Raw genomic sequence first — 15,659 nt, 5'->3', positions numbered from 1 at the left:
TTGCCTACCATCGCGCCGCCGGCACACCTCCAACTCCATGAACCTTCCAGCGCTGCGGCCCGATGGCCGCTGTTCGTCAGGCTGACGGCTGCGCTGGGTACTGAAGGACTGGTTATGCCGAGCTTCCGATTGAATGCACTGACCCGAGCCACCCGATTCTGGGGCACCAGCCTCAGCCTGGCCGTGCTGCTGCCGTTGGCTTCCCCCGTTCTGGCGCAGGATGAGCAGGTTGCTGCCAGCGTCGCACCGGGCCATGAGCGGGTAACCGCTGGCCGCTTCATCAACCTCCAGGCGTTGAGCGCCGGGACCTTGCGCGGCTCCGCCGAAGCGGGGACCGACCTGTTGCTGCAGGAAACCGGGATGCGCATCCGCAGCCTGACCGCGCAGCACGATGACAGCTTCAAGGACCTGCAGGTGATGACCGGGCGACTGGAAGGCCGTGCCCGCTCCATGCAGGCACCTGGTGAAATGACCCTGGCGGCCCGCCCCGACGGCAGTTTCATCGCGCTGCTGCCTGATGCCAACGCAATCATCCGCGGCACCGCCAACGGCGAGCAGTCGCTGATTCGCTTCGACGCCGCTCCGTTCCATACCCCGGGCAGCCTCGACTACGTGGCCGGTGACGAGAACGAAGTGGCGGGGCAGCAGGAGTCGCAAAGCGGCCAGCGCAGCTTCCAGGCCCACCGCAACGCCCAGGGCGAAACCGTGATCGACCTGCTGGCGGGGTTCTCGCAGAAGGCGGCCAATTGGGTGGGGGACCATGAAGCCTATGCACTGGTCCAGGTGGCCTCGGCGAACCGCGCGCTGAAGCAGTCCCAGGTCCAGGGCGTGCGCGTGCGCCTGGTGGGTACCCAGGTGGTGGCCGAGGACTACCCGATCACCACCGGGACCTTGAGCCAGGTGAGCAGCGTATTTGCCCAGGGTATGCGCCAGTACGGCCCGGACGTGGTCGCCAGCTTCATCATGGGTACTCCGGGCGTGGATACCGCCGTGGGCTGGGGCTACCGTCCCGGCCGCTACTCGATCAACTACATCAACTCGTCGACCACCTTCCGTCATGAGCTAGGCCACAACATCGGTGGTAGCCATTGCTCGGACGGCAGCAGCTATCGGTTCGGCTACAACAACGGCCGGGTCGGCACCATCCTCTGTGGTAACCAGGTGGGCTACTACTCCAACCCGGACATCAAGGACAACCGGGGGGTGCCGCTCGGGGATGCCCGCACCGCCAACATGGCCCGCGTCTGGCGTGAGAACGCGGCGCGGATGTCGGCCTATAGCCCATCGGTGGTGCCACACGAGGGTGAGCAGGCAACGTCTGTCCTTGAGCAGCGAGTCAGCCTGGCTCCGCGTGAAACACGTTACTACCCGGTCGATGTACCCGAAGGCACCCAGCGCCTGGTGTTCAGCGTGCTGGATGGAGAGGGTTCGGAAAGGTCCGGCAAGGTCCGGCTGCTGCTCAAGCGTCGAGCGCACCCCAGCAATTCCAGCTTCGATTACCGCTCGATCATGCAACACAACGTGTCCCTGGGGGTGAACGACCCTCAACCCGGGCGCTGGTACCTGGCGATCGAGTCGGATACCAAGGCCACCCGGGACCTGGTGCTCGAAGGCCAGGCCTTCGGTGTCACCCAAGACACAGCCCAGGGCCGCTACCTGAAACTGGTGGCCACTTCTTCCCAGGACGGCAAGGACAACGCCAGCGTCGCCGAACTGCTGCTGGTGGATGCCAAGGGCAAGCAGTTGCCGCGTAACAGCTGGAAGGTTCACTCCACCAGCAGCGCCATTGCCGGTTCTGCGCCCGCTGCCCATGCCATCGACGGCAACCCGGCGTCCTATTGGAGCTCCGCCGCCGGTGCCCGCTACCCGCACCAGATCGTCATCGACCTGGGCACGGACAGCCGCTTCTCCCAATTGCATTACCTGCCCCGTCAGGACGCGGGCCAGAGCGGCATCATCAAGGGCTACCAGGTGTACGGCGGCGACAGCCCCAACGGCGGCTGGACCTTGCTCGCCGACGGCCAGTTCAATGCGGATAACCAGCTCAAGGCCGCTGCGCTCAAGCCCATGGAAGCCAGCAAGCCGCCCGTGGCGCAGATCAGCGGCAAGACCGAAGCCAATGCCGGTGACAGGATCGTCCTGGATGCGTCCGCCTCCAGCGATCCCCAGGGGCTTGCCCTGAGCTTCGCCTGGGAGTCGACGCCCAGGCTCGACTTCAGTTTCGACGGTGCACGCATCAGCTTCACCGCGCCGGAGCTGCAGGAAGACACCCGCTACCGCTTTACCCTGACCCTCAGCAACGGCAAGCAGAGCACTACCCGTACTCACGAGGTGCTGGTCAAGGCCAAGGCGGCGGTTGGTAACTGCAAGCCGGAATGGAAGAAGACCGCCACCTACGTCGGCAACGATGTGGTGCAGTGGAAGGGGCGCCAGTACCAGGCCCGCTGGTGGACCTCCGGCGCCGAGCCGGGCCAGGCATCGACCACGGGCGCGGATGGCGCCGGCAAGGTCTGGCGTGACCTGGGTCCCTGCCAGGGCTCAGGTGGGCAGCCGATCGAGCCTCCGGTGGAGCCAGTCAAGCCACCTGTGGCCATCATCGGTGGAGCCACTGAGGCCAAGTCCGGTGAAACCGTCTACCTCGATGCCACGGCCTCCAGCGACCCGGCCGGCCGGCCCCTGAGCTATGCATGGAGCGTGACGCCTCGCGTCGATTTCCAGGCAGCGGGCACCCTGATGAAATTCGTGGCCCCGAAAGCGGCCCAGGACGTCACCTACCGGGTCACCCTCAGCTTGAGCAATGGCAAGCAGACAGTGACGCGTGATCACTCGGTCAAGGTCATCGCCGACAAGGTGGAAACCCCGGTCGGCTGCCAGGGCCCGTGGAACCCCCAAAGCACCTACGTGGCCAAGGACAGGGTGAGCCACAAGGGCCGCTTCTACACTGCGGGCTGGTGGACCAAGGGTAACGAGCCCGGCAACCCGGCATTCACCGGTGGTGCAGGCAGCGGCAAGGTGTGGCGCGACGAGGGCGCCTGCAACTGATGGGCGGGGTGGCCGGTTGATACTGGCCGCCCCTTCATCCGGGGTCGCCCGATGCCGGGCGGCTCCGTATCATGGCGCTCCTGCGTCCTTCTTCTGCGTTACCCCTAAGGAGCCCGATATGAGCACGGAAGCCGAAAACCCCTTCCAGACCCCCGCCGCCGAGCTGCTGACGCCGACTACCGGCACCGAGCACCTGCGCCTCTACAGCATCCCCGGTATCGGCATCGCCACCTTCTTCGGCACGCCGCTGGCGGGGGCCTATGTCATCGCCGCCAATCTCAAGGCGATGGGGCGGGGTGGCGAGGCCGGGAAGCTCTGGGCCGTCTCGATCGGTTTCTTCATCGCGATCATCGTTGCCGGCGCCCTGCTGCCGGAGAACGTGCCCGCCATCGTGTTCGGCGTGGTCCAGGTGATTGCGATGAATGCCTATGCCCGGCAGCTGTTCGGCACGCAGGTGGACCAGCACAAGATCGCCAATGGCGCGTTCTTCTCGTTGTGGCGCAGCGTGGGCATCGGCCTGCTGTTCATGCTGGGGTTCATCGTCGCCATGGTGCCGGTTCTTCTGCTGTTCGGGCTCGTCTGAGCCATCGCCATGAAAAAGGCTCTGTCTGCGTTAAGTGTTGCTAGAGGATTTGAGCCCAGCTGATTGCCGAGCTTTGCTGGTGCTTCTGGTTTCGCCCCCCCGGGCGAGTCCCTTTTTTCAGTCGCCCAAAAAGGAACCAAAAACGCTTGCCCCTCCATACGGGTCTGGCTGAAGCCAGACTTCCCTCGCTCCATCATCGTTCCAGGGGCACGCCGCGAAGGGCCATCCCTGGCCCATCGCGGCTCTCGCGACATCCATGTCGCTCAACCCCTTCCACGACGATTCGCTCGGCCTTCTGGGAAGGGGCGTTTGGCGGCTGCTCCAACGTTCTTCGCTCGAATTACCTGCATCGGTGTACGCACCAACCGCGCGCGCATACGTGGAGGCGGCTTTCGTAGGATGGGTAGAGCGGAGCGAAACCCATGCGGCGGCGGTGGCACAAACCCTTGGGCGCCCGGAAAGGGCCGTGCTTGAGGGTCTGCATTAAAACCACAACAGCTGACGCAGACAGAGTCATGAAAAACGCCGGGCATTGCCCGGCGTTTTTGTTTCAGCCTCCGTTCAACCCAGGGTCGGGTAGTCGGTGTAGCCGGCTTCGGCGCCACCGTAGAAGGTGTTGGCGTCCGGTTGGTTGAGGGGCGCGCCCTGGCGCAGTCGTTCCACCAGGTCGGGGTTGGCGATGTAGGGGCGACCGAAGGCCACGGCGTCGGCCAGGCCGGTGCTCAGGGCTGCTTTGGCGCTGCTGCTGTCCAGGCCACCGGCGAGGATGATCTTGCCCTGGTAGCGGTCGCGCAGTTCGCGCAGCAGGTCGTCGAAGCCTTCGAAGGTGCCGCCCAGCCAGTCCGGCTTGTTGATGTGCAGGTAGGCGAGGTTGCGGCTGTTCAGCTGCTCCACCAGGTAGCCGAAGGTTTCGCGCGGGTTGGCGTCGGTGATGTCGCCGAAGGTGCCCATGGGGGAAATGCGCACGCCCACGCGGCCGCTGTCGCCGGTGGTGGCGATCACGGCGTCGATCACCTGCAGCACCAGGCGCGCGCGGTTGGCAGCCGAGCCGCCGTAGGCATCGGTGCGCTGGTTGCTGCCGGAGCAGAGGAACTGGTCCAGCAGGTAACCGTTGGCAGCGTGCACTTCCACGCCGTCGAAACCGGCGCGCAGGGCGTTGGCCGTGCCCTGGGCGTAGGCGGCGACCACGCCGGGGAGTTCGTCGATCTCCAGGGCGCGGGGCTTGGCGGTGGGTTCGCGGTGGTGGCTGCCGTCGGCTTCCTGCACATAGCAATCAGCCTTGGCCTGGATGGCGGAGGGGGCCACGGGATCGACGCCGCCCGGCTGCAGCAGCGGGTGGGAGATGCGCCCCACGTGCCAGAGTTGCAGGACGATGCGGCCGCCCTTGTCATGCACCGCGCGGGTGACCTTCTTCCAGCCTTCGACCTGTTCGGCGCTGTGGATGCCCGGGGTCCAGGCATAGCCCTGGCCTTCGGGGCAGACCTGGGTGGCTTCGCTGATGATCAGGCCGGCGCCGGCGCGCTGGGCGTAGTAGGTGGCATTGAGTTCGCTGGGGATGTTGCCGGGCTGCAGGCTGCGCTGGCGGGTGAGGGGCGCCATCACCACCGCGTTGGGGAGCTGGAGGCTGCCCAGTCGGGTGGGCTGGAACAGGTTGCGTGCGGTCATGGTTCGATCTCCATCGGCTGCATTCGGCATGAATGTGGCAATCGATTATGCAGGTGGCAATCTTACTGACAAGTACGTACGATTCCGGGAGTCACTTACTAGTGGGTAAGCAATATGAGCGAACACGAGCCGATCACCACCGAATCCAAGCGTCTGGTTTCGGGCGACAAGGTCTACAACACGCCGGTGGAGGTGACGCTGGATGTGATCGGCGGCAAGTGGAAGTCGCTGCTGGTGTACCACCTGATGAAGGAGGCGCTGCGCTTCTCCGAGCTCAAGCGCCGGGTGCCGGGCATCACCGAAAAGATGCTGACCCAGCAGCTGCGCGAGCTGGAGCACGATGGTGTGCTTTCGCGCACGGTGTTCGCCGAGGTGCCGCCGCGTGTGGAGTACCGCCTCACCGAGCACGGCGCGAGCCTGCAGCCGGTGCTGGAAGCGATGTGCGCCTGGGGCCGTTGCCACTGGCAGCAACAGGGTTAGAGACGCACGCCGGGTTATCCCCGGAAAAACAAAACCCCGCCGATTGGCGGGGTTTTCATTTGCTGGCCGGGTGTCAGGCGGCTTCGGCTTCGGTCTGGCTCAGGGCGCGGTTGAGGGCGCTGAACAGGGCACGGAAGCTGGCGGTGGTGATGTTCTCGTCGATGCCGATGCCGTGCAGCGCTCGGCCACCGTCGAGGCGCAGTTCGATATAGGCCGCGGCCTTGGCGTTGGCGCCGCCACCGATGGCGTGCTCGGAGTAGTCCATGATCTCCACCTTCACTGGCAGGCTGGCCACCAGGGCTTCCAGCGGGCCCTTGCCCATGCCGCGCAGGTGCTGGGTCTCGCCCTTGGTCTGCACTTCGATGTCCACGGCGCTGGTGCCGTTCTCTTCCTGCAGGCGGTGGCCCTTCAGGGTGTAGGGCGTGGTGGCTTGCAGGTACTCGCTGTCGAGCAGCTTGTAGATCTGTTCGGCGGTCATCTCCAGGCCGAGGCGGTCGGTCTCGCGCTGTACCACCTGGCTGAACTCGATCTGCATGCGGCGCGGCAGGCTGATGCCGTATTCCTGCTCCAGCAGGAAGGTGATGCCGCCCTTGCCCGACTGGCTGTTGACGCGGATCACCGCCTCGTAGCTGCGGCCGATGTCGGCTGGGTCGATCGGCAGGTAGGGCACTTCCCAGACACCGTCTTCCTTCTGCTGGGCGAAGCCCTTGCGGATGGCGTCCTGGTGGGAGCCGGAGAAGGCGGTGTGCACCAGGTCGCCCACATAGGGGTGACGCGGGTGAACCGGCAGCTGGTTGCACTCCTCGACCACCTTGCGCACGGCGTCGATGTCGGAGAAGTCCAGCTGCGGGTGCAGGCCCTGGGTGTACATGTTCAGCGCCAGGGTCACCAGGTCGACGTTGCCGGTGCGCTCGCCGTTGCCGAACAGGCAGCCTTCGACACGGTCGGCGCCGGCCATCAGGCCCAGCTCGGTGGCGGCCACGCCGGTGCCACGGTCGTTGTGGGTGTGCAGGCTGATGATCACGCTGTCACGTTTGTTGATGTAACGGCCGAACCACTCGATCTGGTCGGCGTAGACGTTCGGCGTGGCGCATTCCACGGTGGCCGGCAGGTTGAGGATGATCTTGTTGGTCGGGGTCGGTTCCCAGACGTCGATCACCGCGTTGCACACCTCCAGGGAGAAGTCCTGCTCGGTGGAGCTGAAGATTTCCGGCGAGTACTGGAAGGTCCACTGGGTTTCCGGCTGCTTGGCGGCCAGCTGCTTGATCAGGCGGGCAGCGCCGGTGGCGATATCGATCACGCCCTGGCGGTCCTGGTTGAAGACGATGCGGCGGAAGGACGGCGCGGTGGCGTTGTAGACGTGGACGATGGCCTTCTTCGCACCCTTCAGGGATTCGAAGGTGCGGGTGATCAGGTCTTCACGGGCCTGGGTCAGCACCTGGATGGTGACGTCATCCGGGATGTGGCCGTTCTCGATCAGCTCGCGGACGAAGTCGAAGTCGGTCTGCGAGGCGGAGGGGAAGGCCACCTCGATTTCCTTCAGGCCCACCTGCACCAGGGTCTTGAAGAAGCGCATCTTCTTCTGCGCATCCATCGGCTCGATCAGCGACTGGTTGCCGTCGCGCAGGTCGGAGCTGCACCAGATCGGCACTTCGGTGATGGTCTTCGACGGCCAGGTGCGATCGGGCAGGTTGATGGCGGGGAAGGCGCGGTACTTGCGAGACGGGTCGTTGAGCATGCTCATGGGGAAATCCTTGTTCTGATGGGCCTGATGACGGCGGCCGGCCAAATGAAATGCGGGGTGGAGCAGGGCGTCGCGATTCAGCTACGCAGTCGTGGGCTGACCAGACGTAGGCAGGCGTGTTGACGCAGGAGGATGAGGGTGTGAGCGGTTTTCATGCCGACAACCCTATTCACTCGGGTTGAATATGGCAAGGCTTGTCAGAAAATTGGTGATTTCGTGCGGAGGGATTGGTGAGGTGAGAGATTCTTGCTTGGAGGGAGGCCAAACGTAGCGAGAATTGCGCGTCAGCCGAGGAGCGAGAGTACCGCCTGGGGCATCTGGTTGGCCTGCACCAGCATGCTTTGCGCCGCCTGCCGGAGAATCTGCTGGGACGCGAGGGTGGCGGACTCCGAGGCGAAGTCGGCATCGGTGATGCGCGAGCGGCTGGCGCTGGCGTTCTCGGCGATGTTCTGCAGGTTGGCGACGGTGTTGTCCAGGCGGTTCTGGATGGCACCCATATAGGCACGCTGGCGGTCCACGTAGGCGAGGGCGTCGTCGATGTCCATCACCGCCAGGCCCGGGGTCTTGATCAGGTTGACGTTGCTCAGCGCCATCGCCCCGGTGTTGAAGGAGGCGAGCCCGACATCAATGGTTTCCCAGGCATTGGCGCCCACCTGCAGCGAGGTCTGCATGCCTCCACCGGTGGCGTTGGCGTCGAACAGCTTGGGCTCTTCCAGCTTGAAGCCCAGGGAGCCGGGTGTGCCCGTGCCGCGGTTGGGCAGCACGTTCTCGGCGTTGAATACATCGCCGCCGTCGGCATCGAAGCCGCCGATGGCGCCGGTGTCTTCGTTGGTCAGGTCCATGGTGCCGATGAAGGCGGCGCCGTTGGCGGAGAACTGGGTGCCGAAGTCGGCGGCACTGGCGAAGGCGCCGTGGCTGGCGTTGGCCAGGGCGTCGTCGAGTGTGGAGTTGGCGTGGCCGGCCAGGTACTGCATCACGTCCTTGATACCGTTGCCGCCTGCGGCCTTGATCTCGGCGTGCATGTAGCGCACCGCGGCGTAGGAGGCGGAGTAGCCGGCACTGTTGCCGATGCCGCCGAAGGCGCCCACCACCGCACCGACGCTGCTGGCGGCGATGTCACTGCGCAGGCGTTCGTCGGCGCCCTGCACCGCCTCGGCCGTGCCTTCCTTGAACCAGCCGGGCAGGGCGTTGAAGTTCATCGCCCGGCCCATCACCGCGTGGGTCATCTCGTGGGCCAGGACGCGGTCGGTGTACTGGCCCGGGTTGTTGCCGCCGTTGGGCAGGCTGGACCCATCGAAGTAGGCCATGTTCACGTCGAGCACCTGGTTGTAGTACTTGCCCCCGGCGCCGGGCGAGCCGGCCACCGACGCCAGGGTGGTGCTGGAGGGATCGTTGCTCAGGGTGATCTTCAGTGTGGCGCCGTCGGCCTTGATGCCATAGGCGTCGAAGACGCGCTGCTCGCCCTCGCTGATCCAGAAGCCCTTGAGCGAGTTGAGCACGGCGCGCTCGTCCAGCTTGCCCAACTGCGAGCCGCTGCCCTGGCTGAAGATCTTGCGGCCGCCGAAGGTGGTGGTCTCGTTGACCCGGTTGATCTCTTCCAGGAGCTTCTGCGCTTCCTGGTTCAGTGCGGCGCGATCGGTCTCGGTGTTGGAGCCGTTCATGGCCTGAAGGCCGAGCGTACGGATGCGCTGCAGCGCGGTAGTCACGCTTTCCAGCGCGCCTTCTCCCACCTGCAGCATCGACATGCCGTCATTCGCGTTCCGCGTGGCGACGTTGAGCCCACGCACCTGGGACGTAAGGGCGTTGGAGATCTGCAAACCGGCGGCATCATCCTTGGCGCTGTTGATGCGCTGGCCGGTCGACAGACGCTGCATGGCCTTACCCAGTGCGTTGTCCGTGTTGCTCAACTGTCTACGCGTGAACGAGGAGGCGATGTTGGTATTGACCGTCAGCATCCCGTTTCTCGCTCGCACTACCGGAAATTCCGGTATCGACACTGCATCGGCGGGCGTACTGGCTTCTTGATGTCGCTTCGGTTCAGGCCGACGAATGGTCGAAAGCTGCGGGAGCCGGGGCCTGTGGCTGTTTGGCGGGCAGCCGCAGCTCGCGCATGTCGGCGCCGCTCGGGTGCTGGAACACGCGCAGGCCGAACTCCGGGAGGATCGCCAGCAGGTGGTCGAAGATGTCCGACTGGATGGCCTCGTAGCGCGCCCAGGCGGTGGTGTTGGTGAAGCAATACAGCTCCAGCGGCAGGCCGTCGGCGGTTGGGTTCAACTGGCGCACCAGCAGGGTCATGTCCTTGCGGATGTCGTCGTTGTGGCGCAGGTAGTTCTCCACGTAGGCGCGGAAGGTCCCCAGGTTGGTCAGCTGGCGGCTGTTGACCGGCACCCGCAGCGGCTCGTCGAGCTGGCTGTTCCAGCTCAGCAGTTCGCTTTCCTTGGCCTTCAGGTACTGGTCCAGCAGGCGGAAGCGGCGCAACTGGGCGATCTCGTCGGTGACGAGGAAGTGCACGCTGTTCTGGTCCAGGTAGATCGAGCGCTTGATGCGCCGGCCGCCGGACTCCTGCATGCCGCGCCAGTTCTTGAACGAGTCGGTGATGAAGCGCTTGGTGGGGATGGTGGTGATGGTCTTGTCCCAGTTCTGCACCTTTACCGTGTGCAGGGCGATGTCGATCACGTCGCCGTCGGCGTTCAGCTGCGGCATCTCGATCCAGTCGCCCACGCGGATCACATCGTTGGAGGAGATCTGCACGCTGGCCACCAGGGACAGCAGGGTGTCCTGGAATATCAGCATCAGCACGGCTGCCATGGCACCGAGGCCGGAGAGCAGGATCAGCGGCGAGCGGTCGATCAGGGTGGCGACCATGAGGATCGCGCAGATGGCGAACACCAGGATCTTGATCACCTGCAGGTAGCCCTTGATCGGGTGCAGGTGAGCGTCCTTGCGCAGCTGGTAGAGGGTGTTGATCAGGTCGAGCAGGGCGCTCAGGGCCAGCGCGATGGTCAGCACGATGAAGGCGCCGCAGACGTTGCGCACCACGGTGACCAGGGTTTCCGGCAGGCCGGGGATCAGGACCACGCCGCTGGAGAGGATCAGTGCCGGCACGATATTGGCCAGCCGCTTGATCATGCCGTTCTCGCCCAGGTGCGTGTTGCGCCCCATGGCGGTGGCGCTCAGGGCGCGGTACAGCCCGCGCACGAGGATGCGCTTGACCATCCAGTTGGCCACCCAGGCACCCAGTACCAGCAGGGTGGAGGCGCAGAGGGTGAGGAGTTCGGGGTGGCCCTTCAGCCAGTCCATCCAGGTTGCCAGCTCGTGGGGCATGTGCGGCTCCATGTCATCGGTGCGATGGGGCCAGCCGTTGCGGCCGGCCCCCGGAGCTGGCGGACCTTAGCAAAAATGCGCCGCCCGGCCCAGGCGACGTCTGTAAGGGGAATTGTATGAAGGGGCCGGCCGCGAACGATCCCGCGCCCAGCGTCAGGGCTTGAAGGCGCCGATGAAGATGGCCGGGTCGACGCGGGCATCGTTGAGGCTGACGTTCCAGTGCATGTGCGGCCCGGTGGCCCGACCGGTGGCGCCGACGCGCCCGACCACGCCGCCGCGCGGCAGTTGCTGGCCGAGCTTCACGTCCACTTTCGACATGTGGCAGAACATGCTGATCAGCCCCTGGCCGTGGTCGACGAACACCGTCTTGCCATTGAAGAAGTAGTCGCCGATGAGCACCACCTTGCCGGCCGCCGGTGCCTTGATCGGTGTACCGGCGCCCACGGCGAAGTCCAGGCCCGAGTGCGGGTTGCGCTCCTCGCCGTTGAAGAAGCGGCGCAGGCCGAAGGGGCTGGAGAGCGGCCCGTTCACCGGCTTGTCGAACAGCAGGTTGCTCGGCGTGCCCGGGGTGAAGCTGCGGTAGGCGCGGGTCTGCTCGGCCAGCTCGCGGTCGATGCGCTTGAGGTCCTCGGGCAGCGGGTTCACCTGGCGGGTGTTCTTCAGGGTGATGCGCTGTTCCTTGTAGTGCTTGCTGCCGACGCTGAAGGGCAGGCTGCGACCATCGCTCACCTTCAATTGCTGGGTGCCGGCCTGGGTGCCGAGGGGAATGCCGACGATGGCGATCCAGTCGCGGCCCTCTTCCTTCACCACCAGCACGGGCTTGTCCTGGAAGCGCGCCGTCGGCGCCGTGGCGCCCTGGCCCAGTTGCACCACGGCGACGCCGCCGGGCACCGGTTTGTTCAGCAGGCGGCTGATGAAGCCTTCGGCCTGGGCGGGGAGGGTGACGGCGAGAAGCAGGGCGAGCAGCAGGCGCATCTATCAATCCAGCAGGGAAAGGGTGACCGGGGTCAGGTGATTGTCTTCGACCCGCACGTCGAGTTCGCCCTCGCCCAGGCGAGCCTTCAGGCGCTGGCCGGGACGGGTCTGGGCGGCGTTGCGGATGGCCTGGCCGCGTTCGTCGAGCAGGATGCTGTAGCCCCTGCCGAGGGTGGCCAGCGGGCTGACGACATTGAGCGTCTGCACCTGGCTCTGCAGCTGCAGGCGGCGCTCCTTGAGGCCTTCCTGCATGGCGCGCGGCAGGCGCGCAGCGAGGCTGTCCAGGCGCTGGCGCAGCAGGCTCAGGGCGCGGCCCGGATGTTGCGCGGCCAGGCGGGTTTCCAGGCGCGCGAAGCGTTCCCGGCGGGTGCTCAGCTGGCGATCGAGGGCGCGTTGCAGGCGCATCTCCAGGTCGTCGAGGCGCTGGGCCTGCTGGCGCAGCCGTTCACCGGGGTGGCGCAGGCGCCGGGTCAGGCCGTCGACGCGCAGGTGGTGATGGGCGATCTGCTGCTGCATGCGCAACACCAGGCGCCGCTGCAGACTGTCCAGGCGCTGGCGCAGGCTGCTGGAATCCGGGGCCAGGAGTTCGGCGGCGGCGGACGGCGTGGGCGCGCGGACGTCGGCGACGAAGTCGGCGATGGACACGTCCGTCTCATGGCCTACGGCGCTGACGATGGGCGTCTGGCAGGCGGCCACGGCGCGGGCCACGGCTTCCTCGTTGAAGCACCAGAGGTCTTCCAGCGAGCCGCCGCCACGGGCCAGGATCAGCGCATCGAAGCCCTGGGCGTCGGCCCGCTCGATGGCACGGACGATCTGCGCGGTGGCTTCGCGGCCCTGCACGGCGGTGGGCACCAGGGTCAGTTCCACCTGCGGCGCGCGGCGGCGGAACACGCTGATGATGTCGCGGATCACCGCACCGGTGGGCGAACTGACGATGCCGATGCGTTGCGGGTGGGCCGGCAGCGGGCGCTTGGATTCGGCGTCGAACAGGCCTTCGGCGGCGAGCTTGTCCTTCAGGGCCTCGAAGGCCAGGCGCAGGGCGCCGTCACCGGCGGGCTCCACGGCATCGGCGATCATCTGGTAGTCGCCACGGCCCTCGAACAACGAGACCTTGCCGCGCACCTTCACCGCCAGGCCGTCGCGCAGGGCCTGGCGCACCTTGGCGGCGTTCTGCCGGAACAGTGCACAGCGCACCTGGGCCTGGCTGTCCTTGAGGGTGAAGTACAGGTGGCCGGACGCGGGCTTGGCCAGGTTGGAGATTTCGCCTTCCACCCAGACCTGGGGGAACACGTCCTCCAGCAGATGGCGGGCACGCTGGTTGAGCTGGCTGACGGTCAGCACCTCGCGGTCGAGGCCGAGCCGTTGGAAGGGGTCTTTGAACATGAGCGGCATGATACGGGCGGCGATGGCCCGCGCTCAATGCGCGCGGTTCAGTCGTGCACCTCGACCAGGCGCACGGGGAAGCCCAGGCGGTCGGCGAAGGCGGCGAGGAAGGCGCGGCTGAAGCCGGCTTCCAGCCAATCGTTGAAGACGAACGCCAGGTTGGAGAAGCCGCAGGCCTGCAGATAAAGGAAGCCGTTGATGTCGTCTTCGAAGCCGCACTCGGGGCAGGTGAAGTTATCGGTCTCGCCCGGCCACCACTCCTCCAGGCTTTCGAACAGCGGCTCACCGACCTCGCGGCGGCACTCCGGGCAGCCGGCCTCGTGCAGGAAGCCACGGGCGGGGGTGTAGATGCAGCGCTTGTCGACGATTTCCAACCCGGCGCCGGGCTTGCCCAGCGGCAGCCGGTCGGGGTGCTCGGCCACCTGGCGCGCCCCGGATGCGACGGCGTGGATCATGCGGTTGCCACCCCGGGCGAAGGCGCTGGGGAAGGCCTCGACCACACCCTGGCGCACCAGCCAGCGCAGCATGCGGCCGGCCAGGGCATGGTGGCCAGGCACGGTGGAAATCTGCGGGACGATGATCAGTTGACGGGTTTCCACACGGGGCTCCGAGGGATCAGGGGCGCGCAGCTTAACCGCCAGTCGGCGGGCGTCAACCGCGAGGCGACGGAATCAGCCTGCGCCCAGTTGCTGGCGGAAGTGCTCCACCAGGCCCTGGCTCAGGGGCGTGGCAGCGTGGCGCCAGGCCAGGGCAACCTGGCTGTCGCAGTCGGCATCGGCCAGTGCCAGGAAGCGCACCCCGGCAGGCGCGATGGCGCGCATCGAGGCGGGCACCAGGGCGACGCCGAGCCCGGCTTCGATGAGTTGCAGCTGGCTGGTCTTGCGCGAGACGGCGCGGGCCGCACGGGGAAAGAAGCCCTGGCGCAGGCAGAGTTCGGCGGCACGGTAGCTGAGGCCGCCGCGCTGCATGTGCGGCACCGAAACGAAGGGTTCGTCCGCCAGGCGGGCGAGGGGAATGGGCCCTGCCTCATCGGCCAGCGGGTGCTCGGCGGCCACGGCCAGCAGCAGCGGTTCGCGGTACAGCGGCTGCAGGGCCAGGCCGGGGTACTGGCGCAGCACCGGCAGGCGCAGCAGGCACACATCCAGGCGGCCTTCCTGCAGATCGGCCAGTTGCTGCTCGGAGGATTGCTGGACGATCTCCAGGTTCACCCCCGGGTGTCGCTCCAGGTAGTTGCGCAGGGGCGCCTGCAGCGGCGCGCCCAGGGGCACCGAGCTGGAATGGCTGAGGCGCAGGGTGCCGTGCTGGCCCTGGCCGACCTGGCGGGCCAGCTCGCCGGCGGCTTCCAGGTCCTGCAGCAGGCGCAGTGCCAGGGGGTGGAAGGCACGCCCCGCTGGGGTCAGTTCGACCTGGCGCGGGCCGCGTTCCAGCAGGGGGGTGGCGAGGTGGGTTTCCAGTTCGCGCATTTGCCGGCTGAGGGCCGACTGGGCGATGAACAGGCGTTCGGCCGCGCGGCTGAAGCTGCCGCTCTCGACGATCTCGATGAAATAGCGCAGTTGTCGTAATGAGATCACGGGGGCTCCTGCCATGCTTTTTGGAGATGGGGCGAGGCGGTGGATTGTATTGGCCTGATGCCTGTCGCGCTCGCTAGATTGACGGCACGTCCCTGTCGAGCGTCGTTCCATGAGTGTCGAAAGCCTGTTCGCCCTGCTGTCGTTTTCGCCGACCGACTGGTTGCTCATCGCGGGTGCCATCGTCCTGGCCTATGTGGTGTTCGGCATCGCCGGCTTCGGCACGGCGTTGGTGGCCGGGCCGCTGCTGGTGAGCAGCCTGCCCATGGCGCGGATCATCCCGCTGCTGGTGCTGCTGGATTTCGTCGCATCCGCCGGCAGCTGGTTCACGGCGCGCAAGGCGGTGGCCGGGAGCGAGCTGCGTCGGCTGTTTCCCTGCATGGCGCTGGGCTGCGCCATTGGCGCCTACGGGCTGGTGAACCTGGATGCCGAGTTGCTGATGCTGCTGTTCGGCCTGTTCGTTTGTGCCTATGCCATCTGGTCGCTGTTTCTGCAGCCGGTGCGGCAGGCACCGATGAAGCCCCTCTGGGTGGTGCCCTTCGGTGTCTTTGGCGGCACCTTCGGGGCGCTGTTCGGCAGTGGAGGCTTCCTCTATGCGCTGTATCTCAGTGGCCGTCTGCCCGAGAAGGAGCGGATCCGCGCGACCCAGAGTGCGTTGATCGGCTGCAGCACCCTGGTGCGCCTGGGGCTGTTCGTCGTGGCCGGGCTCTACGCCGACTGGCAGATACTGCTGCTGGCCCTGAGCCTGCTGCCGGCCATGGCGCTGGGGTTGTGGATAGGCCGGCGCCTGACCCTGCGCCTGTCCCGCGAGGCCTTCGTGCGGCTGGTCACCTGGCTGGTGCTGTGCAGCGGCGTGGCGCTGGTGGCGCGCTACCTGGCGCTGCAGCCTTGAGTG

The 15,659-nt window shown here is 66.5% G+C and carries 12 protein-coding genes; 4 read left to right on the top strand and 8 right to left on the bottom strand.

What is annotated here, in order from left to right:
• The first annotated feature begins 114 nt into the window (after positions 1–114).
• A complete protein-coding gene (locus OEJ36_RS01580) occupies positions 115–3,042 on the top strand; it encodes a discoidin domain-containing protein (protein WP_263400119.1) in 2,928 nt (975 codons plus the stop codon).
• Positions 3,043–3,160: 118 nt separating this feature from the next.
• Positions 3,161–3,625: a hypothetical protein gene (locus OEJ36_RS01575; RefSeq protein WP_263400118.1), complete on the top strand. Its 465-nt coding sequence runs from the start codon at positions 3,161–3,163 to the stop codon at positions 3,623–3,625.
• A gap of 561 nt (positions 3,626–4,186) precedes the next feature.
• On the opposite strand, the gene OEJ36_RS01570 is transcribed toward OEJ36_RS01575, so the two are convergent.
• The gene (locus tag OEJ36_RS01570) at positions 4,187–5,290 is read right to left on the bottom strand and encodes an alkene reductase (protein WP_263400117.1); all 1,104 of its coding nucleotides are present in this window, start codon (positions 5,288–5,290) and stop codon (positions 4,187–4,189) included.
• Positions 5,291–5,404: 114 nt separating this feature from the next.
• Here OEJ36_RS01570 and OEJ36_RS01565 point away from each other — a divergent pair, with 114 nt between their 5' ends.
• Positions 5,405–5,770: a winged helix-turn-helix transcriptional regulator gene (locus OEJ36_RS01565; RefSeq protein ID WP_021220824.1), complete on the top strand. Its 366-nt coding sequence runs from the start codon at positions 5,405–5,407 to the stop codon at positions 5,768–5,770.
• 73 nt (positions 5,771–5,843) lie between these two features.
• Here the strand turns inward: OEJ36_RS01565 and leuA are convergent, their stop codons facing one another.
• The 7 genes from leuA to OEJ36_RS01530 all read right to left on the bottom strand — a co-directional run bounded on the left by leuA (position 5,844) and on the right by OEJ36_RS01530 (position 14,767).
• Positions 5,844–7,514, bottom strand: a complete 1,671-nt coding sequence (gene leuA / locus OEJ36_RS01560; RefSeq protein ID WP_263400116.1) for a 2-isopropylmalate synthase — start codon at positions 7,512–7,514, stop codon at positions 5,844–5,846.
• Between the two features lie 284 nt (positions 7,515–7,798).
• Positions 7,799–9,469, bottom strand: a complete 1,671-nt coding sequence (locus OEJ36_RS01555; RefSeq protein ID WP_263400115.1) for a flagellinolysin — start codon at positions 9,467–9,469, stop codon at positions 7,799–7,801.
• Positions 9,470–9,551: 82 nt separating this feature from the next.
• On the bottom strand, positions 9,552–10,838 hold the full coding sequence (locus OEJ36_RS01550) for a mechanosensitive ion channel family protein (RefSeq protein WP_263400114.1): 1,287 nt from the start codon (positions 10,836–10,838) through the stop codon (positions 9,552–9,554).
• Positions 10,839–10,991: 153 nt separating this feature from the next.
• Entirely contained in the window at positions 10,992–11,813 is an 822-nt protein-coding gene (locus OEJ36_RS01545; protein WP_263400113.1) for a peptidoglycan DD-metalloendopeptidase family protein, read from the bottom strand.
• Positions 11,814–11,816: 3 nt separating this feature from the next.
• Positions 11,817–13,196 (bottom strand): exodeoxyribonuclease VII large subunit, encoded by a 1,380-nt coding sequence (gene xseA / locus OEJ36_RS01540; RefSeq protein ID WP_263400112.1) that lies wholly within the window; start codon positions 13,194–13,196, stop codon positions 11,817–11,819.
• A gap of 47 nt (positions 13,197–13,243) precedes the next feature.
• Complete coding sequence (locus tag OEJ36_RS01535) at positions 13,244–13,795, bottom strand: sugar ABC transporter ATPase (RefSeq protein ID WP_263400111.1); 552 nt, start codon at positions 13,793–13,795, stop codon at positions 13,244–13,246.
• Between the two features lie 72 nt (positions 13,796–13,867).
• Positions 13,868–14,767, bottom strand: coding sequence for a LysR family transcriptional regulator (locus OEJ36_RS01530; RefSeq protein ID WP_263400110.1), 900 nt, complete (start codon positions 14,765–14,767; stop codon positions 13,868–13,870).
• Positions 14,768–14,876: 109 nt separating this feature from the next.
• Between OEJ36_RS01530 and OEJ36_RS01525 the strand changes: the two genes are divergently transcribed.
• A complete protein-coding gene (locus OEJ36_RS01525) occupies positions 14,877–15,656 on the top strand; it encodes a sulfite exporter TauE/SafE family protein (RefSeq protein ID WP_263400109.1) in 780 nt (259 codons plus the stop codon).
• The last annotated feature ends 3 nt before the right edge of the window (positions 15,657–15,659 follow it).

Origin of the sequence: Pseudomonas sp. PDM13 (assembly GCF_025685765.1) — a bacterium.
Lineage (GTDB): Bacteria > Pseudomonadota > Gammaproteobacteria > Pseudomonadales > Pseudomonadaceae > Metapseudomonas > Metapseudomonas solani.
This window is presented reverse-complemented; position numbering and strand designations above follow the sequence as displayed.

What these genes read in the sequence shown, in the direction of transcription:
- OEJ36_RS01580 (WP_263400119.1), top strand. Translation starts at nt 115, where the DNA reads ATGCCGAGCTTCCGATTGAATGCACTGACCCGAGCCACCCGATTCTGG.
- OEJ36_RS01575 (WP_263400118.1), top strand. Translation starts at nt 3,161, where the DNA reads ATGAGCACGGAAGCCGAAAACCCCTTCCAGACCCCCGCCGCCGAGCTG.
- OEJ36_RS01570 (WP_263400117.1), bottom strand. Translation starts at nt 5,290, where the DNA reads ATGACCGCACGCAACCTGTTCCAGCCCACCCGACTGGGCAGCCTCCAG.
- OEJ36_RS01565 (WP_021220824.1), top strand. Translation starts at nt 5,405, where the DNA reads ATGAGCGAACACGAGCCGATCACCACCGAATCCAAGCGTCTGGTTTCG.
- leuA (WP_263400116.1), bottom strand. Translation starts at nt 7,514, where the DNA reads ATGAGCATGCTCAACGACCCGTCTCGCAAGTACCGCGCCTTCCCCGCC.
- OEJ36_RS01555 (WP_263400115.1), bottom strand. Translation starts at nt 9,469, where the DNA reads ATGCTGACGGTCAATACCAACATCGCCTCCTCGTTCACGCGTAGACAG.
- OEJ36_RS01550 (WP_263400114.1), bottom strand. Translation starts at nt 10,838, where the DNA reads ATGCCCCACGAGCTGGCAACCTGGATGGACTGGCTGAAGGGCCACCCC.
- OEJ36_RS01545 (WP_263400113.1), bottom strand. Translation starts at nt 11,813, where the DNA reads ATGCGCCTGCTGCTCGCCCTGCTTCTCGCCGTCACCCTCCCCGCCCAG.
- xseA (WP_263400112.1), bottom strand. Translation starts at nt 13,196, where the DNA reads ATGTTCAAAGACCCCTTCCAACGGCTCGGCCTCGACCGCGAGGTGCTG.
- OEJ36_RS01525 (WP_263400109.1), top strand. Translation starts at nt 14,877, where the DNA reads ATGAGTGTCGAAAGCCTGTTCGCCCTGCTGTCGTTTTCGCCGACCGAC.